Source organism: Streptomyces sp. NPDC090077 (genome assembly GCF_044747545.1).
Taxonomy (GTDB): domain Bacteria; phylum Actinomycetota; class Actinomycetes; order Streptomycetales; family Streptomycetaceae; genus Streptomyces.
Window position 1 is genome coordinate 211,887 of sequence record NZ_JBIVEG010000006.1, and the last position, 20,844, is coordinate 232,730.

The 20,844-nt window shown below is 72.3% G+C and carries 23 protein-coding genes; 10 read left to right on the top strand and 13 right to left on the bottom strand.

Annotated elements, in window-relative coordinates; translation table 11 throughout:
* Nucleotides 1-79: 79 nt before the first annotated feature.
* On the top strand, nucleotides 80-1,303 hold the full coding sequence (locus ACIPW5_RS13375) for a chaplin (protein ID WP_401244149.1): 1,224 nt from the start codon (nucleotides 80-82) through the stop codon (nucleotides 1,301-1,303).
* Nucleotides 1,304-1,482: 179 nt separating this feature from the next.
* A complete protein-coding gene (locus ACIPW5_RS13380; protein WP_401244151.1) occupies nucleotides 1,483-1,827 on the top strand; it encodes a hypothetical protein in 345 nt (114 codons plus the stop codon).
* A 78-nt stretch (nucleotides 1,828-1,905) separates the two neighbouring features.
* Here the strand turns inward: ACIPW5_RS13380 and ACIPW5_RS13385 are convergent, their stop codons facing one another.
* Both ACIPW5_RS13385 and ACIPW5_RS13390 read right to left on the bottom strand, forming a co-directional pair.
* Nucleotides 1,906-2,148: a chaplin gene (locus ACIPW5_RS13385; RefSeq protein WP_401244152.1), complete on the bottom strand. Its 243-nt coding sequence runs from the start codon at nucleotides 2,146-2,148 to the stop codon at nucleotides 1,906-1,908.
* Nucleotides 2,149-2,314: 166 nt separating this feature from the next.
* The gene (locus ACIPW5_RS13390) at nucleotides 2,315-2,851 is read right to left on the bottom strand and encodes a hypothetical protein (RefSeq protein WP_401244154.1); all 537 of its coding nucleotides are present in this window, start codon (nucleotides 2,849-2,851) and stop codon (nucleotides 2,315-2,317) included.
* A 281-nt stretch (nucleotides 2,852-3,132) separates the two neighbouring features.
* On the opposite strand from ACIPW5_RS13390, the gene ACIPW5_RS13395 reads away from it, so the two are divergent.
* Complete coding sequence (locus ACIPW5_RS13395) at nucleotides 3,133-3,534, top strand: rodlin (protein ID WP_401244156.1); 402 nt, start codon at nucleotides 3,133-3,135, stop codon at nucleotides 3,532-3,534.
* A 145-nt stretch (nucleotides 3,535-3,679) separates the two neighbouring features.
* On the opposite strand, the gene ACIPW5_RS13400 is transcribed toward ACIPW5_RS13395, so the two are convergent.
* Nucleotides 3,680-4,318, bottom strand: a complete 639-nt coding sequence (locus tag ACIPW5_RS13400; protein WP_401244158.1) for a vitamin K epoxide reductase family protein — start codon at nucleotides 4,316-4,318, stop codon at nucleotides 3,680-3,682.
* 192 nt (nucleotides 4,319-4,510) lie between these two features.
* Between ACIPW5_RS13400 and ACIPW5_RS13405 the strand changes: the two genes are divergently transcribed.
* Nucleotides 4,511-5,293 carry a DUF6227 family protein gene (locus ACIPW5_RS13405; protein ID WP_401244159.1) on the top strand — a complete coding sequence of 261 codons (783 nt, stop codon included), beginning with the start codon at nucleotides 4,511-4,513 and terminating at the stop codon, nucleotides 5,291-5,293.
* A gap of 42 nt (nucleotides 5,294-5,335) precedes the next feature.
* On the opposite strand, the gene pfkB is transcribed toward ACIPW5_RS13405, so the two are convergent.
* Nucleotides 5,336-6,274: a 1-phosphofructokinase gene (pfkB, locus tag ACIPW5_RS13410; RefSeq protein WP_401244161.1), complete on the bottom strand. Its 939-nt coding sequence runs from the start codon at nucleotides 6,272-6,274 to the stop codon at nucleotides 5,336-5,338.
* Between the two features lie 157 nt (nucleotides 6,275-6,431).
* Nucleotides 6,432-7,991 carry an MFS transporter gene (locus tag ACIPW5_RS13415; protein ID WP_401244163.1) on the bottom strand — a complete coding sequence of 520 codons (1,560 nt, stop codon included), beginning with the start codon at nucleotides 7,989-7,991 and terminating at the stop codon, nucleotides 6,432-6,434.
* Between the two features lie 62 nt (nucleotides 7,992-8,053).
* Between ACIPW5_RS13415 and ACIPW5_RS13420 the strand changes: the two genes are divergently transcribed.
* Nucleotides 8,054-8,995: a helix-turn-helix transcriptional regulator gene (locus ACIPW5_RS13420; RefSeq protein WP_401244165.1), complete on the top strand. Its 942-nt coding sequence runs from the start codon at nucleotides 8,054-8,056 to the stop codon at nucleotides 8,993-8,995.
* A gap of 115 nt (nucleotides 8,996-9,110) precedes the next feature.
* On the opposite strand, the gene ACIPW5_RS13425 is transcribed toward ACIPW5_RS13420, so the two are convergent.
* The gene (locus ACIPW5_RS13425; protein ID WP_401244167.1) at nucleotides 9,111-10,088 is read right to left on the bottom strand and encodes an RNA polymerase sigma factor RpoD/SigA; all 978 of its coding nucleotides are present in this window, start codon (nucleotides 10,086-10,088) and stop codon (nucleotides 9,111-9,113) included.
* 577 nt (nucleotides 10,089-10,665) lie between these two features.
* On the opposite strand from ACIPW5_RS13425, the gene ACIPW5_RS13430 reads away from it, so the two are divergent.
* Complete coding sequence (locus tag ACIPW5_RS13430; protein ID WP_401244169.1) at nucleotides 10,666-11,319, top strand: Uma2 family endonuclease; 654 nt, start codon at nucleotides 10,666-10,668, stop codon at nucleotides 11,317-11,319.
* Here ACIPW5_RS13430 and ACIPW5_RS13435 read toward each other — a convergent pair.
* From ACIPW5_RS13435 to ACIPW5_RS13445, 3 genes are all read right to left on the bottom strand, one after another.
* Nucleotides 11,316-12,104: a dioxygenase gene (locus tag ACIPW5_RS13435; RefSeq protein ID WP_401244391.1), complete on the bottom strand. Its 789-nt coding sequence runs from the start codon at nucleotides 12,102-12,104 to the stop codon at nucleotides 11,316-11,318. The two genes, ACIPW5_RS13430 and ACIPW5_RS13435, sit on opposite strands and share 4 nt — an antisense overlap.
* A gap of 132 nt (nucleotides 12,105-12,236) precedes the next feature.
* Nucleotides 12,237-13,778, bottom strand: a complete 1,542-nt coding sequence (locus ACIPW5_RS13440; protein WP_401244170.1) for an MFS transporter — start codon at nucleotides 13,776-13,778, stop codon at nucleotides 12,237-12,239.
* A 90-nt stretch (nucleotides 13,779-13,868) separates the two neighbouring features.
* Complete coding sequence (locus ACIPW5_RS13445) at nucleotides 13,869-14,633, bottom strand: TetR/AcrR family transcriptional regulator (protein ID WP_401244172.1); 765 nt, start codon at nucleotides 14,631-14,633, stop codon at nucleotides 13,869-13,871.
* A 282-nt stretch (nucleotides 14,634-14,915) separates the two neighbouring features.
* Here ACIPW5_RS13445 and ACIPW5_RS13450 point away from each other — a divergent pair, with 282 nt between their 5' ends.
* Nucleotides 14,916-16,193, top strand: coding sequence for a M6 family metalloprotease domain-containing protein (locus tag ACIPW5_RS13450; RefSeq protein WP_401244174.1), 1,278 nt, complete (start codon nucleotides 14,916-14,918; stop codon nucleotides 16,191-16,193).
* Nucleotides 16,194-16,228: 35 nt separating this feature from the next.
* Nucleotides 16,229-16,717: a RidA family protein gene (locus ACIPW5_RS13455; protein ID WP_401244176.1), complete on the top strand. Its 489-nt coding sequence runs from the start codon at nucleotides 16,229-16,231 to the stop codon at nucleotides 16,715-16,717.
* Between the two features lie 84 nt (nucleotides 16,718-16,801).
* Here ACIPW5_RS13455 and ACIPW5_RS13460 read toward each other — a convergent pair whose 3' ends face one another.
* Nucleotides 16,802-17,821, bottom strand: coding sequence for a LuxR C-terminal-related transcriptional regulator (locus tag ACIPW5_RS13460; RefSeq protein ID WP_401244178.1), 1,020 nt, complete (start codon nucleotides 17,819-17,821; stop codon nucleotides 16,802-16,804).
* A 120-nt stretch (nucleotides 17,822-17,941) separates the two neighbouring features.
* Between ACIPW5_RS13460 and ACIPW5_RS13465 the strand changes: the two genes are divergently transcribed.
* Both ACIPW5_RS13465 and ACIPW5_RS13470 read left to right on the top strand, forming a co-directional pair.
* Nucleotides 17,942-18,220 carry a hypothetical protein gene (locus ACIPW5_RS13465; RefSeq protein WP_401244179.1) on the top strand — a complete coding sequence of 93 codons (279 nt, stop codon included), beginning with the start codon at nucleotides 17,942-17,944 and terminating at the stop codon, nucleotides 18,218-18,220.
* Nucleotides 18,221-18,351: 131 nt separating this feature from the next.
* Nucleotides 18,352-18,516, top strand: coding sequence for a hypothetical protein (locus ACIPW5_RS13470; protein ID WP_401244181.1), 165 nt, complete (start codon nucleotides 18,352-18,354; stop codon nucleotides 18,514-18,516).
* A 70-nt stretch (nucleotides 18,517-18,586) separates the two neighbouring features.
* Here the strand turns inward: ACIPW5_RS13470 and ACIPW5_RS13475 are convergent, their stop codons facing one another.
* The 3 genes from ACIPW5_RS13475 to ACIPW5_RS13485 are packed head-to-tail and all read right to left on the bottom strand — an operon-like array spanning nucleotide 18,587 to nucleotide 20,813.
* Nucleotides 18,587-19,312, bottom strand: coding sequence for a class I SAM-dependent methyltransferase (locus ACIPW5_RS13475; RefSeq protein ID WP_401244183.1), 726 nt, complete (start codon nucleotides 19,310-19,312; stop codon nucleotides 18,587-18,589).
* 15 nt (nucleotides 19,313-19,327) lie between these two features.
* A complete protein-coding gene (locus ACIPW5_RS13480) occupies nucleotides 19,328-19,993 on the bottom strand; it encodes an O-methyltransferase (RefSeq protein WP_401244185.1) in 666 nt (221 codons plus the stop codon).
* Nucleotides 19,994-20,006: 13 nt separating this feature from the next.
* Nucleotides 20,007-20,813: an aspartyl/asparaginyl beta-hydroxylase domain-containing protein gene (locus ACIPW5_RS13485; protein WP_401244186.1), complete on the bottom strand. Its 807-nt coding sequence runs from the start codon at nucleotides 20,811-20,813 to the stop codon at nucleotides 20,007-20,009.
* Between the last annotated feature and the right edge of the window lie 31 nt (nucleotides 20,814-20,844).

The following is a 20,844-nucleotide window of genomic DNA, read 5'->3' on the forward strand; positions in this document are numbered from 1 at the left end:
CTCGGAGTGCACGGCGGTGCACTCCGAGGCCACCTTCGATTCAGTACCGGCCCCCGCGCCGGTGGACAGGGAAGGACCCATGCGACAGGTACTGAGCCGACAGGTACTGGGCAAGGGGGTGCTCACCGCTGCGGCCGCCTCCAGCCTGCTGTCGATCGCGACCGGCGCGGCCTGCGCGCATCCAGGGGCGATGGCCGAGGCCTCGCATTCGCCGGGTGTGCTGTCCGGCAACAGCGTCTCGGTACCGATCACGGTCACACCGAACCTGTGCGGCAACAGCGTGGACGGGGGTGCGGCCCTCAACCCCTCGATGGGCAACACCTGCGTCAACTCCACCGGATCCCACGCCGGCGGCGACGCCGGCCGCGACTACGAGCGCTACCTGAGCCCCGAGCACCGCGCCGCCTTCGAGCGCTACCTCGACGAGCAGCAGAGCGGCCGGCACGCGCTGCCCCGCCAGCGCCACGAGGAGGAGCGCGGCTACGGAGAACCCCGCGCGCACGCCCCCAAGCACGCGGCACCGCGCCCCGGGGCGCCCCGCCACGAGCCCCCCGCACCCCGGCACGAGGGCGGCTACGGCGGCTCCGGAGAGGGCGAGGAGGAGTGCGACGACCACCCGCCGCAGCCGCCCCGCGCGGAGCACCCCGCGCCGGCGCCGCACCCGGCACCGCCCGCCCCCAAGCCGCAGCCCCGCCCCGCCCCCCGGCCCGAACCGAAGCCGGAGCCCGCGGCCGAACACCCGGCCCCGCTCCCGGCGCCGGCCCCGATGCCCGCTCCGGCGCCCGCACCGGCTCCGCAGCCCATGCCCCGGCCGGCCCCGGCTCCCGCCCCGGCTCCCGCGCCGGTCCAGGAGGTCCCGCAGCCGGAGGAGCAGCCCCACACCCTCCCGGCGCCCGTCCCGCTGCCCGCCCCGGCCCCGCAGCCCGAGGCGCAGCCGGCCCCGCTCCCCGCCCCGGCGGTCCCCGCCGCGGAGCTTCCGGCACCGCGTCCGCCGCACGGCAGCCAGCCGGAGCGGCCCGCGCCCGCGCCGCTCCCCGTCCCGGAGGTCGTCCGCCCGGCGGACCAGCCCCCGGCGGCCCCGGCCGGCGACCTCCCGGTCCACCTGCCCCCGGCTCCCGCCCCGGCCCCGTCCCCCGCCCCGGCTCCCGAGGCGGCTCCGCCGGCCCCCGTCCCCGCGCCGGCCCTCGCGGGCGCGCCGGAGCTGGCGGCCACCGGGGCGGGCGACGCCGCGGCCATGGCGGCCCTCGCCTCCGCCCTGATCCTCGGCGGCGCGATTCTGTACCGCAGGTCCCGTATCGACTGACCGGGAATACCGGTAATCAGAAGAAATACCGGCCGGAGAATCCCCCCTCGGATTCTCCGGCCGCTGCCGTGCGCCCGGCTCCGCGTTTCCGTAGCCGCCGGTAATCGTTAGCCAGGTCGAAAGCGGCGCGACGGTCGCCGCTGGAACCTCTGTCCACGAATAGAAGAGGATTTTCGATAATGAAGCTCTCCAAGGCCGCCGCTGTCGTCGCCGGCTCCGTCGCCGCGCTCGGAGCGGCGGCCCCCGCCTTCGCGGCGGAGGCGCCCGCCGGTCCCCCGATGAGCCTGTCGGCCGGCTGGAACACGGCGCTCAGCGCCGTCGAGCCGGTCGTCGCCTCGGCCCCCGAGACCCTGGGCATGGCCCTCGCCGAGCAGGGCGACACCGTCAACAAGGTCGTCGGCACCGCGCAGGGCGTCAACAAGCTCCGCAACAACGCCCCCGGCGAGGTGCTGGGCGTGGCGAACGAGGCGTCCAAGGTCTCCCCGCTGCTGGGCGGCGTGAAGCTCAACGGCGGTCAGAACTGAGCAGCCCGGGAACGACTGTGGGCGCCGCCGGCGATGCCGGGGGCGCCCACAGTCATGTGGTGCTGACCGATACGTACGTCAGTCGTTGATGCAGACGTTGCCGAACGCGGGGTTCAGCGCACCGATGACGCTCACGGAGTTGCCGCAGACGTTGACCGGGATGTGGACGGGGACCTGGACCAGGTTGCCCGAGAGGACACCGGGGGAGCCCACGGCCGCGCCCTCGGCCGCGGAGTCGGCGGAGGCGGCACCGGCGGCACCGGCAACGGCGAGACCAGCGGAGGCCAGGGCCACAGCGGCCTTCTTGGCAGCAGAGTTCATGGGAAGTGCACCTTCTCTTCGATGTCCTGCCCCGATCCGGGGCTCACACGAAGCGAAACGGTCCAGCTTCCCCGACGACACGGCCCAGGACCGAAGAAGACCCGAACCAGACCTGTTCAGCCCAATAGTCGTAACCTTGCCGCCGGCCGGCCTCCGCCGCCCCGCGCTAGCTGTGGATCGGGATGTCGGGGATGTCGGGCACATCCGGGATGTCGGGCAGTGCGGGGACCGTCCCGGTCGCCGGCAGCGCAGGGACCGCCGGGACGGCCGGCAGCGCGGGCACGGCCGGAACCGCGGGGAGGGCGGGGACTCCGGGGACGGCGGGCACCGCCGGGAGGCTGACCGGCGGCAGGGCCGGGAGCGTGACCTCGGGGATCTTGATCTCGGGGAGCTTCGGCAGTTCGATCGCCGGCAGGCCCAGCCCGCCGAGCAGGCCCGAGAGGGAACCCAGCAGGTCGCCCAGGGTCTTGGTCAGGCCGGCGAGGAGGTCGTCGATCGGGCCGGCGGCGACCCGGTCGGGGACGGCCTGCTTGACCTCCTCGACCCGTTCGATCCGCTCCTGCACGGCGGCCGCCCGCTCTTCGATGGCCGCTGCCGCGCCACCGCGGTCGGCGGCCATCACGGGGGCGGCCGCGCCGGACAGTATGACGACGGCGAGGGCCGACGGGACGAGGACGCGGAGGCGGGACGGCTTCGTGCGCATGAGGGCTTCCTTACGGGTGGTCGCGAAAGCGGACGGGAACAATCCGATTCCTCACCCACCGTGCGCAGCCCTTCTACGGAGCGCAACACGATCTTGGTCGGCCGCACCCGCCCTGGGGCTGCGTACGGGCTTCGCGCAGGCGTCCGCAGCCGCCTCACCCGCACCGGGGAAATCCCCGCCCCGGACGGGCCGTTCGAGTGAAGGAGCGGAACCAACCCCCCGGGAGAGCGGTTGATCAGGGCGCTCCACAAGCGGGCACTCGTGCGACAAAAGGATCAATGATGCTCAAGAAGATCATGGCCGCCGCCGCGGTCACCGCCGCCGCCGTCGGCGCGGGCGCCGCTCCGGCCATGGCCATCGGCAACGACAACGGGATCAACACCGTCAACGGCAACGGCGCCCAGCAGATCTACGGCAACCAGAAGACCACCGGTGACATGAGCCCGCAGCTCGGCCTGGTCCAGGGCTCCCTGAACAAGCCCTGCATCGGCCTGCCCGCGAAGGTCAACGCCCAGTCGCTCATCGCCGCGCTCAACATCGGCGTCCAGGACATCAACGTCCTGTCCAACCCGCAGAACCAGCAGTGCACCGAGAACTCCACCCAGGCCAAGGGCGACGAGCCGCTCTCGCACATCCTCAGCAACATCCCGGTCCTCTCGGGCAACGGCTCCATCGGAAGCTGACCCCTTCCGCTCGACCCCTTCCGGTCAGGGCCCACCGGCGCCCGTGGAGCGAAGTGAAGACGTGACGAAGTGACGAGGGCCCCGGCGGCGTCCAGCCGCCGGGGCCCTCGTCCTCGTACGCCCCGTCCGCGGGCCCGTCAGGCCGTCAGCCCGTCCAGAAGTCCCACCAGCGGGTCAGCACCAGCATCCCGATCACCCCGAGGTGCAGGGCGGGCGGCGCCCAGGCGAAGTCGGTGAACAGGGCCCGCAGCGGGGCGGGCGCGGGCAGGTCGCCGGTGCGGACGTTGCGGGCGGTCACCGCCCAGAACATCAGCAGGGTCGCCACCCACGCCAGGCAGCACCACAGGCACAGGGCGTTGATCTCGTACAGGGACTGGACCATCAGCCAGGCGCAGAAGCCGGTGCCGAAGAGCGTCCCGGCGTTCAGTCCCAGCCAGAACCAGCCCCGGTACCGGGCGCCGGCCAGCAGGCCCGCGCCGACGCAGACGACGACGGCGTAACCGGCCAGTCCGAGCATCGGGTTGGGGAAGCCGAAGGCGGCGGCCTGCTCGCTCTGCATGACGCTGCCGCAGGACACCACGGGGTTGAGGCTGCAGGCGGGCTTGAAGTCCGGGTCCTCCAGCAGGAGGAACTTGTCCAGGGTGATCACCCAGGAGGCCAGCAGCCCGGCCGCACCGGTCACCACCAGCAGCCAGGCCAGCCCCCGGGAGGCGCCGGGTTCGCCCTCGGGGCGGATGGAGGAGCGGCCCTGCTGGCGGGGGACGCCCACTGTGTTCGTTGCCATACCGCCCATGCTCCCGCGCAATGTGACGGACCACCGCGAACCAGCGTCTTCCGTAACCAACTTGACCTGAAGGTGTGGCGGGAACCCCTGATGCTTCCCGGACGTTTTACCGAATCCCGGACGTGATGTCAGGCGCAGGGGCTACGTTGTGCTTCCGCGAAGTGACAAGCTGCGACGGCCTGGAGACCCACCTTGAGCGATCCGTACGAGACAACCGAGGCGCACCTCGAGCGACTCCTGGGCCGCGCCCTCAACTCCTTCGACCTGCCGGACAGGTTGGTCGAGCGCCTCGGCACGGCGCTCGCCCACAGCTCTTCGCTCTACACCACCCACCACAGCCCGTCGGCGGGGCTGTGGCGGGAGACCCACCGGCACACCTATCTGCTGCCCGACGGGGGTGCGGCCTCCCTGTGGGAGCTGGCCTACCGGCTCGGGGGCGACCGCGGCACCCGGCACGAGGTGTTCGAGAGCAAGGCCGAGCTGGGACTGGCGGTGGCCCGGCTGTTCGGCGAGTCCCCCGCGGAGCCGGTGCCGCCCGCGGAGCACGGCCCGGATGCCGGGGACGGGGACGACGGCCTGGAGGCCGATCTGGCGGTGCTCAGCGCACTGTTCGCGGCCCCGGCGCCCCCGCTGCGCCGCCGCGAGTACACGGTGGAGGAGTCCGCCGACCACGCCCGGCGGGTGCTGCGCCGCGCGGAGAACGCCGACCGGCCCGGCGAGGCGGTGGCGGTGCTGCTGCGCTCGGCGTACGCGCACCACATCACGCAGGCGTTCGGCGGCCGGCAGTGCCTGGCCGACGGGCGGGACGCCGGTTTCAGCCTGTACGAGCACGCCTTCGTCCTGCTGGACGGGAGCGAGTTCAGCCTGTGGGAGGTCGAGCACACGGCGACCCCGGACGGGCGGCACATGTGCGAGGTCTACGACAGCGAGGCCGCCGCCCGCGGGGCGATGGAGCTGCGCGCCAGGGTCCGCTGAGAGGATCGCCGGCTGGCGACGGCCGGCGGGCCCCGGCCGGCGTCAGCCGGCGGACAGCGGGAGGTCCAGCGGCAGGTCCCGGGTGATGCGGACGGCCTCGGGGCGCAGGTCCCCCGGGCCCGGCATGACGCTGCCCGGCAGCTGTACCGCGGCCGCGCCGTGGGCGAGGGCCGAGGCGAGGGCGGCGGGGCCGGTGCCGCCGGCGGTCAGGAAGCCGGCGAGCGCGGCGTCGCCCGCGCCGACGTCGCTGCGGACCGCCGTGACCGGCGCCGTGCCGTGGTGGGCGGCGTCGGCGGTGACCAGGAGCTGGCCGTGCGGGCCGAGGGAGGCCAGTACCGCGCCGGCGCCGCGTCCGACCAGCTCCTCGGCGGCCTTGACGGCGTCGCCGAGGGTGGCCAGCGGGCGGCCCACCGCTTCGGCGAGCTCGGCGGCGTTCGGCTTGACGACGTCCGGGCGGGCGGGCAGGGCCGCCGCCAGGGCGGGGCCCGAGGTGTCCAGGGCGACGCGGGCGCCGGCCTCCCGGGCGCGGGTGACGAGTTCGGCGTACCAGCGGTGCTCCAGGCCGGGCGGCAGGCTGCCGCAGCAGGCGATCCAGTCGGCTCCGGTGGTGCCGCGCACGGTGTCGAGCAGGAGGCCGGACTCGCGGGCGGAGAGCTCCGGGCCCGCCGCGTTGATCTTCGTCAGGGTGCCGTCCGGTTCCACGACGGCGATGTTGGAGCGGGTCAGCCCGGCGATCGACACGGCGGTGACGTCCACGCCCTCGGCGGTCAGCAGCTCCAGGAGCAGGGTCCCGGCGGAGCCGCCCAGCGGGAGGACCGCCGTGGTGGTGCCGCCCGCCGCGGCGACGGCCCGGGAGACGTTGACCCCCTTGCCGCCGGGGTCGACCCGCTCCCCCGCGGCCCGGAGCACCGCACCGCGGTCCAGCGAAGGGACCTCGTAGGTCCGGTCGAGGGAGGGGTTGGGGGTGACCGTGAGGATCATTGCGAGCCGCCTGTGGGTTCGTGTCCGTTCAGCACCGGATTCGACCGGTTCCCCCCGCACTCTACGGGGAGAACCGGGGGAAAACAAAGAAAAACGGACATACCCACTCGATGGAGCGGGCATGTCCGCAGACGTCACGGGCCGGAGCCCGGGGTCCTCAGTGGGCGCCCTCGACGGCTCCCTCGCGCTCCGACATCGGGACCTGCCGGCGCGGCAGCACGAACATCACCGCGAGGATCACGACGAGGACCGCCACGACCCACCACAGCGCACCGCGGAAGGCCTCGACGTACGGGACGCCGAAGATCCGGTCGTCCTCGATGGAGCCGAAGAAGACGACGGAGGTCAGCGCGAGGCCGAGGGCGTTGCCCACCTGGCCGGTGGTGTTGATCAGGCCCGAGGCCGAGCCGGCGTGCTCGCGCGGCACCTGGGACAGGATGGTGTCGTTCAGCGGGGCGACGATCAGACCCATGCCGATGCCCATGAGGACCAGCGGGGCGGCCATCTGCCAGGTGGAGATGTCCATGCCGTAGTGCTCGGACTCCCAGATGTAGAGGAGCAGGCCCGCGGCCATGACCACCGCACCGGCCTGGAGCACCTTGCGGCCGAAGCGCGGGACGAGCTTCTCGACCGAGAGGCCGGCCGCGACGGAGACGGCGATGGAGAAGGGGATGCCGGTGCTGCCCGCGTGCAGCGGGGTCCAGCCCAGGCCCATCTGCATGTAGAGCGTCCAGACCAGGAAGAAGATGCCCGTGACCAGGCCGAAGGCCAGCTGGACCGTGATGCCGCCGGCGAAGCTCTTGATCCGGAAGAGGGAGAGCTCGACGAGCGGGGAGCCGTCCTTCTTGATCTTGTACTTCTCGTAGGCGATGAAGCCCGCGAAGACGACCGGCGACGCGATCATGCAGACGAAGCCCCACAGCGGCCAGGCGTTCTCCCGGCCCTGGGTGAGCGGGTAGATCAGCATGACCAGCGCGAGCGTGGCGAGGACGACGCCGACCAGGTCCAGGCGCAGGGCCTTGGGGGCCTTGGACTCGGAGATGAACCTGCGGCCCAGGATCACGGCCGCGATGCCGACGGGCAGGTTGATCAGGAAGATCGTGCGCCATTCGAGGCCGAAGAGGTTCCACTCGGTGAGCAGCGCGCCGAGCATCGGTCCCGAGACCGCGCCGAGGCCGACGATCGCGCCGAACATGCCGAACACCTTGCCGCGCTCGTGCGGCGGGAAGGTGACGTGGATGATCGCGAGGACCTGCGGGACCATCAGGGCCGCCATGGCGCCCTGGAGGAGGCGGGAGGCGACGAGCATGGACGGGTCGGGCGCGATGCCGCAGAGCAGCGAGGCGACGGTGAAGCCGGCGACGCCGACGAGGAAGAGGCGCTTGCGGCCGTAGATGTCACCGAGACGGCCGCCCGTGATCAGGCCGGCGGCGAAGGCGAGCGCGTATCCGGCGGTGATCCACTGGATCGCGCTGGTCGAGGCGCCGAAGTCCTGGCGCATGCTGGGTATCGCGATGTTGACGATCGTGACGTCGACCAGGTCCATGAAGGACGCGGTCATCACGATGGCGAGCGCCAGCCAGCGGCGGCGGTCGGCCGGGGCGGCGGGGTCGCCGGGGGCGTCTGGTGCGGGTGCTGCTTCGGCGGGTGCGTTCCGCTCTTCTCGTACGGGCCCGTTCTCGCTTTCGGGCGATGCCATGGACGTCTCGGTGCTCATGGAGAGAAACCTAGACGGGAACTAGGCCAGGGTGTGTCCTACTTACCTGGCAATCTTGGCCTATGAACACCACCCCCGCCCGGCTGCTCACCCTGCTGTCCCTGCTCCAGACCCCGCGCGAGTGGCCGGGCAGCGAGCTGGCGGAGCGGCTGGAAGTCAGCCCGCGGACCATCCGCCGGGACATCGAGCGGCTGCGGGAGCTGGGGTACCCGGTGGAGGCCACCCTGGGCGCGGACGGCGGGTACCGGCTGGTGGCGGGGGCGGCGATGCCCCCGCTGCTGCTCGACGACGAGGAGGCCGTGGCGATCGCCGTGGGGCTGCGGGTGGGGGCCGGGCACGCCATCGAGGGGGTCGAGGAGGCCTCCGTACGGGCCCTGGCGAAGCTGGAGCAGGTCCTGCCGGCCCGGCTGCGGCACCGGGTGGGCGCCCTGCAGTCGGCGACGGTCGCGGTGACCCGCGGGGACGGGCCGAGCGTGGACCCGCGGACGCTGACGGCGATGGCCGGGGCGGTGGCGGGGCCGGAGCGGCTGCGGTTCGCGTACCGGGCGCGGGACGGGGCGGACTCGCGCCGGCTGGTGGAGCCGTACCGGCTGGTGAGCACCGGGAGCCGCTGGTACCTGGTGGCCTACGACCTGGACCGGGAGGACTGGCGCACCTTCCGGGTGGACCGGGTGAGCGAGCCCTTCGCGACGGGGGCCAGGTTCGTCCCGCGCGGCCTGCCGATGGAGGCGGCCGAGTTCGTCCGGCGGGCGCTGCGGGGCGAGCGGACGTACCCGGTCGACGTGTCCTTCGCCGCGCCGCCCGAGGAGCTGCCCTCGTGGCTGCGGGAGGCGGCCGCCGCGGAGGCGGACGGGGCGCGGGTGCGCTTCGAGAGCGGGGACGCGCCGGAGTGGCTGGCGGCCCGGATGGCGCTCACGGGGCTGGAGTTCACGGTGCGGGGGCCGGAGTTCCTGGCGGAGGCGGCCGGGGCGCTGGGCGCACGGCTGGCCCGGGCCGGGGCCTGAGGCCGGCCGCCGCGGTGCCCGGGCAGGGGGGAGCCCCGGTGCCAGGGGGGGGTGGGCACCGGGGCTCGTTCGGGGGCCCGAGCGGGGGCTCGGGCGGCGGCGCGGGCGGGGCCGGTCAGGCCACCGCGTCGAAGCCGGTGTCGCGGGCCATGCGCTTGAGCTCCAGCAGGGCGTGCTTCTCGATCTGGCGGATCCGCTCGCGGGTCAGGCCGTGCTGCTTGCCTACCTCGGTCAGGGTCCGCTCGCGGCCGTCCTCGATGCCGTAGCGCATCTTGATGATGGAGGCCGTGCGCTGGTCGAGCTTGCCGAGGAGGTCCTCCAGTTCCTCGCTGCGGAGCAGCGAGAGCACCGACTGCTCGGGCGAGATCGCGGAGGTGTCCTCCAGCAGGTCGCCGAACTGGGTGTCGCCCTCGTCGTCGACCGACATGTTGAGGCTGACCGGGTCGCGGGCCCAGTCCAGGACGTCGCCCACGCGCTTCTCGGTGGAGTCGAGCTCGGCGGCGATCTCGGCGTGCTCGGGGTCGCGGCCGTTCTCGCGGTTGAACTCGCGCTGGATCCGGCGGATCCGGCCGAGCTCCTCCACGAGGTGGACGGGGAGGCGGATGGTGCGGGACTGGTCGGCGATGGACCGGGTGATGGCCTGGCGGATCCACCACGTGGCGTACGTGGAGAACTTGAAGCCCTTGGCGTAGTCGAACTTCTCGACGGCCCTCACCAGGCCGGCGTTGCCCTCCTGGATGAGGTCGAGCAGGGGCAGGCCGCTGCGCGGGTAGCGGCGGGCGACGGCCACGACCAGGCGGAGGTTGGACCGGATGAAGACTTCCTTGGCGCGCTCGCCTTCGGCGGCCAGGGCTTCCAGCTCCTCGCGGGCGGGCATCTCCCCGGCCCGCTCCGTCTCGCCGTCGAGGATCTGCCGGGCGTACACGCCCGCCTCGATGATCTGCGAGAGCTCCACTTCCCTGGCGGCGTCGAGCAGCGGGGTGCGCGCGATCTCGTCGAGGTACATGCCGACCAGGTCACGGTCGACGATCTCCCCGCCCGCAGCGCGGGCGCTGCTCGTGGACTGACGACGGGCGACGGCGCGGGTTGCCATGCGTGCTCCCTTGCGATGCGATGAATCGGTCGCGGTGCGTCCTCGGACACTCTTCCGAGTGCCCGCTTCCGAAAGGAAACAACGACTGGAATCGGGACAGAATTCCCACGCCGGTGTTCCTTTTTCGAGATCTTGCAGTATCCTGCCCCGCCATCCCCTGGAACCGGAGGCGGCGACCTCCCGCAAGAACCGGGGAACGCGCAGGTCAGGCCGGGCCTGAGGGCCGTTCCGGGGTGCTCGCGGAGCCGTGCGGTGACGACATCCGTGAGACTGCCGTCACATCCGACACCCCCCGGTTCCGGCCCGGTGCGGCGCCGCCCGCGGGCGTGCTCCCACCCTGAAGACGGGCGGCATCGGCTCGCGGTTGCCTGGACTGGCGATCGAATCGCCGGAACCGGGGCAAGGGGTGCATGGCCGGGTAAAAAGGCCGCCCACTACCCGGTGGCGGCCGGACCGCGGACGCGCGTACATCGGACACGCGTCGGGCGCGCGTCCGTCCGGGTGATTCGGCCCCCGTCCGGGTGAAGCGCGGGCATATTCCGTCGGCATGCCACATTCCGGCCGTAGCGTGCCGGGAGTGATCGCACACATCCCGCGGCCGTCCCGCACCGCGGCGCCGACCGGCGCCGGTCCCGAACCAGACCCCGAGCTCGACAAGGCCCTGTGGCGGGCCTGGCAGGCCATCGACCCGCCCGAGACCTTCCGCGTCGAGATCGTGGAGGGGCTGATCGAGATGTGGCGGGTGGGCCGGCCGTTCACCCACGCGCTCACGGCGAACCGGCTGCGGTCCCGGCTGGCCGCCCACCTGGGCGGGGGCCCGTACGCCCCCTACATGGCCATGTACGTGGTCGGCGGCTACCAGGCCTGGGCGCCGGACGTGCTCCTCGCACCGGACGACCTGACCGGGCACGCCGCCCGGGGCGAGCTCGGGATCAAGGCGTCGAGCGTGCCCCTGGTCGCCGAGGTCGTCGCCCCGGGACCGCAGGACGTCGCCCGGGACCGGGTGCGCAAGCGCCGCGCGTACGCCCGGGCCGGGATCCCCGTGTACGTGATCGTCGACGACTACGACGGCCACGGCACGGTCAGCGTGCTCACCGGCCCCGTGCCCGACGAGGCCCGGTACGCCTGCGAGGTGCGGGCGCCGTACGGGGCCGGGGCGGTCGTGCCCGAGGGGCCGGCCCGGGGCTTCGTGATCGGCGAGCAGATCACCGGGCCGGCCCGCGTCCCCTAGGCGGTGAGCCCCGGCGCGAGGCCCGCGCCGAACTGGACGGAGCGCTTCGACAGGCCCATCCAGAAGCCGTCCACCGGGGTGTGCTGGGCGGTGAGGTCGGAGCCGGCGGCCCCGAGGGTGACGAAGAGCGGGGCGAAGTGCTCCGTGCGGGGGTGGGCCAGGCGGCCCGCCGGGGACTTGGCCTCGAAGTCGAGCAGGGCGTCGACGTCCTGCGCCGCCAGCGCCTCGCGGCCCCAGTCGTCGAACTCGGCCGACCAGCCGGGCACACCGGGCCCGGTGTGCCGCAACGCGGCCAGGTTGTGGGTGAAGAAGCCGCTCCCGACGATCAGGACGCCCTCGTCGCGCAGCGGGGCGAGCTTGCGGCCGATGTCCATCAGCCGGGCCGGATCCAGCGTGGGCAGGGAGATCTGGAGGACCGGTATGTCGGCCTCCGGGTACATCTCGACGAGCGGGACGTACGCACCGTGGTCCAGGCCGCGGTCCGGGACGTCCTGGACCGGGGTGCCGGGCGCCTTCAGCAGGGCGCGGACCGAGGCGGCGAGCTCCGGGGCGCCGGGGGCCCCGTAGCGCACCCGGTAGTAGTGCTCGGGGAAGCCCCAGAAGTCGTAGACGAGCGGGAGGGTCTCGACGGCGCCGAGCGCGAGCGGGGCCTCCTCCCAGTGGGCGGAGACCATCAGGATCGCGCGCGGCCTGGGCAGCGCCGCCGACCAGGCGGCGAGCTCGGCCGGCCAGAGCGGGTCGTCGGCGAGCGGCGGGGCCCCGTGGCTGAGGTACAGCGCCGGCATGCGGGGGGTCTCGGTGGTCACGGGAGCGCTCCTCGGTGGTCGGTGCGGGGTGCCGCGAAAAGACCGACCCCGCCTCGTTCAAATTTGAACGAGGTGGGGTCTCCAGTCATTCCCGCACCGGGCACGGCCCCGTCAGTGGGCGATCACCGGAACCTTGATCCCGGCGTCCTCCTCGGCGCCGGAGCCCGAGGCCACCGGACCGCCGGAGCCCGGACGGCCGGTGTTGATCAGCGTGAACGCGATGGCCGCGCTGGCGACGAGGATGCCGACGGCCCACCAGATCGCGGACGCGTAGCCCTCGACCATGGCCTGCGCCTGCACGAGCTGCGCGGCCGGGCCGCCCGCCGCGGCCTCGGCCGCGTGATCGGTCAGGTACGCGGTGGTCGCCGAGGCGGCGATGGTGTTCAGCAGGGCGGTGCCGATCGCGCCGCCCACCTGCTGCGAGGTGTTGACCATGGCCGAGGCCACGCCGGCGTCGGCCGGGTCGACCCCGTGCGTCGACAGGGACATGGCCGGCATGAAGGCCGTGCCCATGCCGAGACCCAGCAGCAGCTGCGCCGGAAGGATCAGCGCCGGGTAGGAGGAGCCGACCTCCAGCTGCGTCAGCATCAGCATGCCGGCACCGGCGAGCAGGAAGCCCGGGCCCATCAGCAGACGGGGGGCGACCCGGGTCATCAGGCGGGCGCCGATCTGGGTGGAGCCCGTGATCATGCCCGCGATCATCGGCAGGAAGGCGAAGCCGGTCTTGACGGGCGAGAAGCCCTTCACGACCTGGAGGTAGTAGGTGAGGAAGAGGAACAGGCCGAACATCGAGATGACGGCGAGGCCCAGCGAGAGGTAGACACCGCCGCGGTTGCGCTCCAGCAGGACGCGCAGCGGCAGCAGCGGGGACTTCACCCGGGACTCGACGAACACGAAGGCCGCGAGCAGCAGCACCGAGGAGACGAACATGGCCACGGTGACCGTGTCCGACCAGCCGGCCGACTCGGCGCGGGTGAAGCCGTAGACGAGGGCGACCAGGCCCAGGGTCGACAGGATCACGCCGGGGACGTCGAGGCGGGCGCCGTTGCGGGAGCCGGCCGGCTCGCGGATGACCATCCAGGCGCCGACGGCGGCGACGATCGCGAAGGGGATGTTGACGAAGAAGGTCCAGCGCCAGTTGAGGTACTCGGTCAGGAAGCCGCCGAGGATCAGGCCGACGGCGCCGCCGCCGCCCGCGATCGCGCCGTAGATGCCGAAGGCCTTGGCGCGCTCCTTGGCGTCGGTGAAGGTGACCGCGAGCAGGGAGAGCGCGGCCGGGGCGAGCAGCGCGCCGAAGGCGCCCTGGAGGGCGCGGGCGCCCAGCATCATGGCCTCACCGGTCGCGGCGCCGCCGAGGGCGGAGGCCAGGGCGAAGCCGATCAGGCCGACGACGAAGGCGTTCTTGCGGCCCCACTTGTCGGCGATGCGGCCGCCGAAGAGGAGCAGACCGCCGAAGGCCAGCGCGTACGCGGTGATGACCCACTGGCGGTTGCCGTCCGAGATGCCGAGGTCGGTCTGGGCGGAGGGGAGGGCGATGTTCACGATCGTCGCGTCGAGGACGACCATCAGCTGCGCCAGGGCGATGAAGACCAGGGCCTTCCACCGGCCGGGGTCGACGGCAGCCGGCGGGGAGGTCGCGGCTGTTTTTGACATGGGGGTACCCACTTCACTGTGCGGATGACTGAAAAGACGTGAGAACTACGGACTACGAAGTACGGACTACGGAAAGCCGGAGGAGGTCCCTCAGACCTGGGGGGTGCGCCTGAGGTCCTGCAACGTGGCTGCGGTACCGGGCAGTTCGGAGCGGCCCGGGGCCCGCAGGCCGTCCAGGAAGAGCTGGAGGTGACGGTGGAGGAACCGTTCGGCGCCGACGCAGTCGCTGCCCGGGAGGGGGCGGCTGAGCTGCGACAGCGCGACCATCAGGTCGCCGACGCCGATGTCGGGGCGCAGCAGGCCGGTGGCCTGGCCGGTGCCGACCAGCCGCTCCACGGCCGTCTCCAAGGCGGCGCGGGCGGCGAGCAGTTCGGGGTGGTCGCGGTCGAAGCCCGCGGCGAGCATCGGGCACAGGGCGCCGATCCGCTCGTCGGCCGCGCCGTGGGTGAAGCGGCAGAGCGCCGCGAAGGCGTCCGGCTCCTCGGCGAGCGAGTCCTCGGCCAGGGCGGTGACCCGGTCCATCACGTAGAGCACCACGTGGTGGACGAGGGCGGCCCGGTCGGGGAAGTGCCGGTACAGGGTGGCGTTGCCGATGCCGGCCCTGCGGGCGATCTCGTCGAGGGGGGCCTCCGCGCCGTGCTCCACGAACATCTCGCGCGCCGCCACCAGGATCCGCTCCCGGTTGCGGACGGCGTCGGCGCGGGGCTTCGGGACCCGGCCGGGCGCCGCCGGGGCGCAGGCGGCGGCTCCGGCCGCGGCTTCGGATCCGACTCCGGCTCCGGCTCCGGCTCCGGCTTCGGCAAGGTCCACGGCCGCTCGGGGTACGGCCGCCGGGGCGTGGGCGGGACTCTTCATTCCGGGGCCTTCCTGGGGCGCGGGATCCGGCGGATCCGTCTCTGCGGCCTCCCGTAACCGGGGAGCCGGTCCCCGCTTCGTGGGACTCTCCTTCAAACGGGGATCCGGTCCCCGGTTATTTCACTCGCATGTGTGAGCTGCGCCACACCCCAGAGAGGGGCTTTTGCCCCGGTCGGATCACATTCGGGCGCTTTCGACGCGCGGGCGTGTCGCAATCGTCGGAGGGTGAGCCCACAGAGCAGTCCGGACCCGGCCGGCTGCCGCGGACCGAAGGCGATCTCCATGCCGCAGACCCGCCGCCGGATACGCAGACCCTGTCGCACCAGTGCGTTCATCGGCCTCACCGCACTGGCCCTGGGCATCACCGCCACCGCCAGCGGCGGAATATCCGGCCGCGGCCAGTCGGCCTCCGGCCCCGTCGCCACCAGCGCCGAATCCGTACTGGCACCGTGCCGGATCACCGGGACCATGGGCGTCCAGATGTCGGAGGGCCTGCCGACCCCGCCCGGGTACTCCCGCTCCACCGGCGAGGTCCGCGCACTGAACCTGATGATCGACTTCCCGGACGCCAAGGGCGAGGGCACGGCCGCGGACCGGCTGGCGGAGTTCTTCCCCCAGACCTCCGACTGGTTCCGCACCAGTTCCTACGGCCGCCTCACCTACCGCGCCGAGTCACCGGTGCGGGACTGGCTGCGGATGCCGATGCCGTTCGCGGCGTACGGGATCGAGCGCGGGTCCCCGTACGAGCCCGGCTACCGCCAGCTCGTCGAGCACATCGCGAAGGCCGCCGACGCCGAGGTGGACTTCAGCCGGTACGACCTGGTCAACATCCTGGTCACCCCGAACGCCGGACCGTCCGCACTGGACACCGTCCTGTCGGTCACCTTCTCCGGCAACGGGGAGGCGCCGGTGGCCGACGGGGTCCCGCTCGCGAACACGTCCTTCGTCTACAGCCGCCAGGACGACGGCTCGGGCTCCTACCGGGAGACCGGCTACCGGGTGCTACCCCACGAGAACGGACACGTCTTCGGCCTCCCCGACCTGTACACCGCCGACGGCGGCGGCACGGTCGGGCACTGGGACATCATGAGCGAGGACTGGGGCGCCAACAACGACCTCCTCGGCTGGCACAAGTGGAAGCTGGGCTGGCTCGACAGCAGCCAGGTCAGCTGCGCCTCCACCTCCGGCACCAGCGACCACGTGCTGTCCCCGCTGGCCGTCGAGGGCGGCACGAAGCTGGCCTTCGTCCCGCTCTCCGAGAGCGCCGGCTACGCGGTCGAGGTCCGCACCCGCGCCGGGAACGACGAGGCCGTCTGCAAGCCCGGCGTCCTCATCTACAAGGTCGACTCGGACGTGGACACCGGGCGCGGGCCGGTCACCGTCTCGGACAGCGCGACCGGCAGCGGCGGCTGCACCCGGCGGCCCAACGTGCACGCCGAGCTGTCGGACGCGCCGTTCCGGCCCGGCGAGACCTTCACCGACGAGAAGGCGGGCATCACCATCGCCGTGGTGGGCGAGCTCCGCAACGGCCGCTACCAGGTGCGCGTGACCCGGCCCTGACCCCTTCCCCCACCGCCCGCCCCGAGGAGGCACCCGTGACCGCGACCCCCACCACCCCCGAGGAACGCCTGGCGGCGGCCGGGCTGGAACTCCCGCCCGCCCCCGCACCCGTCGCCGTGTACGTGCCGGCGGTGGTGAGCGGGCACTACGTGTACACCTCCGGCCAGCTGCCCATGGCCGGCGGGGCGCTCGCGGTCACCGGCAAGGTGGGCGCCGGGGTCACCCCGGAGCAGGGCAAGGAGCTGGCCCGGCAGTGCGCGCTGAACGCCCTCGCCGCCGTGGCCTCCGTCGCCGGGGACCTGTCGGCGGTGAAGCGGGTGGTGAAGGTGGTCGGCTTCGTGGCCAGCGCCCCCGACTTCACCGGCCAGCCGGGCGTGGTCAACGGCGCGAGCGAGCTGCTCGGCACGGCCTTCGGCGACGCGGGCATCCACGCCCGGAGCGCGGTCGGGGTGGCGGTACTGCCGCTGGACGCCCCGGTCGAGGTCGAGATCACCGTGGAGCTGCACGCTCCGATGGGGGTGTGAGCCCGCCACCGGTACGTCCGCACCTGCCACGTTTGCGCCACTGCACGTTCCTGCCAGGTTGTCCAGGGCCGGAATGCCCCTGCCTCATGCAGACTGGGCGCTGAAACCCGGGTCCGGTGAAAGCAGTCCGTTTTCTGCGGCCCGCTGGCCCAATTGGAATCGGCTGTGCGCTTCCAGGCGTGCGGATACTTCGGTGATCATGCGGCGCTCGGTTCGGAGGGAGATGCCCAATTTGCGAGCTGCGGCTTCGTCGGTGAGACCGTCGGCGAGAAGTCGGAGCAGTTCCCTTTCCTGAGGGGAGACGGAGCTGACGTCGCGGGTCCGCTTCGGCTGGGCGATCGGCGCGGCCGACTCCCACACCAGTCTGAAGAATGCGTACAGAGCGGCCACCATGCCCGGCTCTTCCAGGAAGATCGCCCCCTGGGAACTGTCCTCGGGGTTGATCGGAATAAGAGCGGAGCGCCGGTCGAAGATCTGTAGCCGCAGGGGCAGTACGGGTACCGTGCGCGTCTCGGCGCCGTTTTCGGAGAGCCAAAGGGCGTGCTCCAGGCTGCCCGGGTCGTTTCGAACGCTGTCGAGGTAGATGGTCTTCATGACCACCGAGCGCGAGAGGAGGGATTGCGCGAGAGGCCGGCTGGCCGCCCTGTTCTCCGCGGTCTGCGGACCGCCGGGGGCGAAGGCCAAGGTCTCCACGGTGGTCGCCGCCACGAGCTCGTCCATCCGCGCCCGGACCGCTTCGACGCTGGTCAGACGCTCGAAGGCACCTCCTTGGCCGTACGAGTACTCGACCGCGTACTCGCTGGCCAGGCGCGCCGCCACCGCCCGGAGCTCTTCCATCTCGTGCTGCGTCTTCGCCAGCTCCGCCTGCTTCTGGGACAGGGCGGCTTCGAACACCTTCTCGGGGTTCATGGGCATGAGGGTTTCGGGGGTCTGCAACGACCGCTTTATGAGCGCCAGGTCGGCGAGGACGTCCAGGTATTTCCTGACCTCTGCGTCCGGGACGTCCAAGGCGGCCGAAATCTCCGCGACGGTGATCCCGGGGCGGCGCAGCAGGAGCAGGTAAACCGGTTCCACCGCTTCGTCAAGGTTGGCACTCTTCAGCATCGATCCCCCCACAGGACGCCGTCCCAAATACATAGGCCACTGATTGTTGATCGAGCGGCCGGACCAGGCAAGCCAAGTCACCCGAAATGCACCCTTTACTCTTAGAGGTTCTCTATGTACATGCTCCACGTGGTGGCCACGTGCGATACGCAGCAGTCACTCAAGGAGCCGGAGCTGCTGATGCAGGCGTTGCAGCAGGCCGATAGGGGACGGGGGCGGCTGGAACACGCCCGGATTCACCTGTCGCGCGGCGGGGCGAGGGGCGTGCTATTCATCAGTGGCCCGGCCGCGTACGAAGTGCAGCAGTACGGCCGTGAGCTCTTCGGGCGGGCGGTGAGCAACGAGCCGGCGCTGACCACGTGGGCGCTCTCGGAGTGCTCGCTCCTTCCCGTGGCATGACTTCGGCCGAGTGGCCGGAAGGCACGCTTGTGTCATGGACCGTTTGTGCCACGGCGACCCTCTGGCCCCGCCGCGGCCGCACGGAAAGCATGGGGTCCGTCAACACGGATCTTCCCAGGGGGGCACACGTCGTGCGTATCGGTCTTCGACTTCTTGCTGCAGCGGCACTGGGAGCCATCGCGCTCCTCGGAATCGGCCAGGACGTCTCCCCGTCGACCGACGGTCTCGCGGACGGCCCGGTCGTCCTGCCCGCCTCCGCCCCGGCGGACCCCAACGGCGACGTCGGCTGGCAGTAGCCCCCGAGGCAGGTTCAGGGGCCCGGTCCGCGCGAGCGGGCCGGGCCCCTGAGCGGTTTCCGGGGCGGCGTCACAGCGGGCGCTGGAACAGCCCGGTGTTCAGGAGCGACACCCCGAAGAGCGGGGAGTCGGACGCCTGCCTCCGCATGGCACGCAGCTCGACCTCGCCGAAGGCGGGGAAGAGGCCGCGCAGGTCGTCGAGGGTGTACGCCAGACCGCCGGCCAGGCTGCGCGTGCGGTAGAACTCCTCGTCGGGCAGCTTCGAACCCGTCGCTCCCGAGGCGAAGCACGCGAGCGCGAAGTGGCCGCCGGGGGCGAGCGCCCGCTCCAGCAGGGCCAGGTAGCTGACCCGGCGGTGCGGCGGCAGGTGGTGCAGGCAGCCGGAGTCGTAGACCAGGTCGTAGCGGCCGGGCGGCAGGTCGACGGTGAAGATGTCGCCGCAGTGGAAGCGGACGTCCACGCCGGCCTCGCGGGCCCTCTCCTCTCCCCAGGTCACCGCCGTGCGGGACAGGTCGACCGCGTCGACCTCGTAGCCCTGCGCGGCGAGGAAGACGGCGTTGCGGCCGGGGCCGCAGCCCAGGTCCAGGGCCCGGCCGGGGGTGAGGAGACCGCGTTCCAGGTACGAGGCCAGGTTCTCGTCCGGCTTGTCGACGAAGAACGGGATGTCCCGGGAACGGTTGGCGTAGAAGTCGTCCCACCAGTCGCGGGACCCGTCCGTCCACCGGTCCGTCTCCGAGGTGAACAGCCGGTCCAGCATGTTCAGGACGTCGTCCACCGTGCGGATGTCACGGGTCACTGGAGTTCCCTCCCCTCAGCTCATCCGGATGACGAGCATGCCGTCATGGCCCCGGTGGCCCACCGTCTGGAAGACCACCCCGTCGACCCGGTCGGAGCCGCCGACCAGTTCGAGCACCCGCTGGGTGGCCCGGACGGCCCCGTTCGGCGTCTCCAGGTTGCGCACTTCGCCGGACCTCACGACGTTGTCGAAGACGATGACGCTGCCGGAGCGGCCCAGGCGCAGGCAGCTCTCGAAGTAGGTGACGTTGTTGTGCTGGTCGGCGTCGATGAAGAAGAAGTCGAAGGGCTCGGCCTCCTCCTCCGCGAGCCGTGCCAGCTGTTCGGCGGCATTGCCCACCCGGACCTCGACCCGGTCGTCGAGCCCGGCCGCCCTGATGTTCTCGACGGCGACCATGGCGTGCACCGGATTGTTCTCGATGGTCACCATGCTGCCGTCCGGAGGCAGCGTCTTGCCCAGCCACAGGGCGCTGTAGCCGCCCAGGCTGCCCACTTCGAGGATCCGCCGGGCACCGGCTATCCGTGCCAGCATGCCGATCTGCATGCCCTGGAGGGCGGAAACGTTGATGACCGGCAGGTCCGCCTGCTCGCTGAGGACCAGCGCGCGGGCGAAGTCGGGGTCGGGCGCGCACAGCACGCCGCTGAGGAAGGTCTCGGTCTCGGACCAGGTGTCAACAGCCATGACGGAGGTGCTCCTAGGCAGCGAGGGAAGTCGGGCCGGGGGACGAGGCGTCCATCTGGTGCGCCCAGAAGTGCCGTGCGTACATGCGCCGCCAGACGCCCATCATGTGGGTGAGGGCCTCGATCTCCGGCGCCGTCAGATCCGGGTGCCAGAAGTCGAAGAGGAGCACCGTCCGGCGGTCCTCGCCCTCGTTCCACACCTCGTGGTCGTAGGAGTCGTCGAAGACGAACGCCTTGCCCTCTTCCCAGGCGCGCGTCTCCGAGGCGACCCGGATCCGGGAGCCCTCGGTCGCCACCAGGGAGAGGTGGCAGCGCAGGTGGGCGTTGCTGAACCCGGAGTGCGGGCGGATGTGCGTACCTCCCATGATGGTCGAGAAGTACGTCATGCCGCTGTCGGTGGCACCGTGGACGGCGGAGAGCGTCTTCAGCGTGCGCGGGAAGGCGGAGACGTTCTTGGCGTACGGCCGGCCGATGCACGTCAGGTACAGCGCCCGCCACTTGCCGTCCTCGGCCAGCCCCGTGGGGTGCGAGACGGAGCCGTCGAGGTTGACGCCCCGGCCCTCCAGCTCGTCGAGGATCGCGGGAGCGGCGGCCTCCAGCTCGTCGAGCCAGGGGAAGTCGGCACGGCTCCACCACGGGCGGGCCGTGAGACCGGGGAAGTAGATCTCCGGCGTCTGCAGGCCGCCCACCTCGGCGACCCGCCCCTCGGCGGTGATCTCCAGCCCCTCCCTGATGCGTTCGACCTGCGCGGGGTCGACCTTCCCCCGCGCGAGCCACCGGTCGAACTCCCGGGGGCCTTCGGTGATCCACAGTTCTTCCATGTTCCTGTTTCCAATCAGAGGGAGAAGGGGT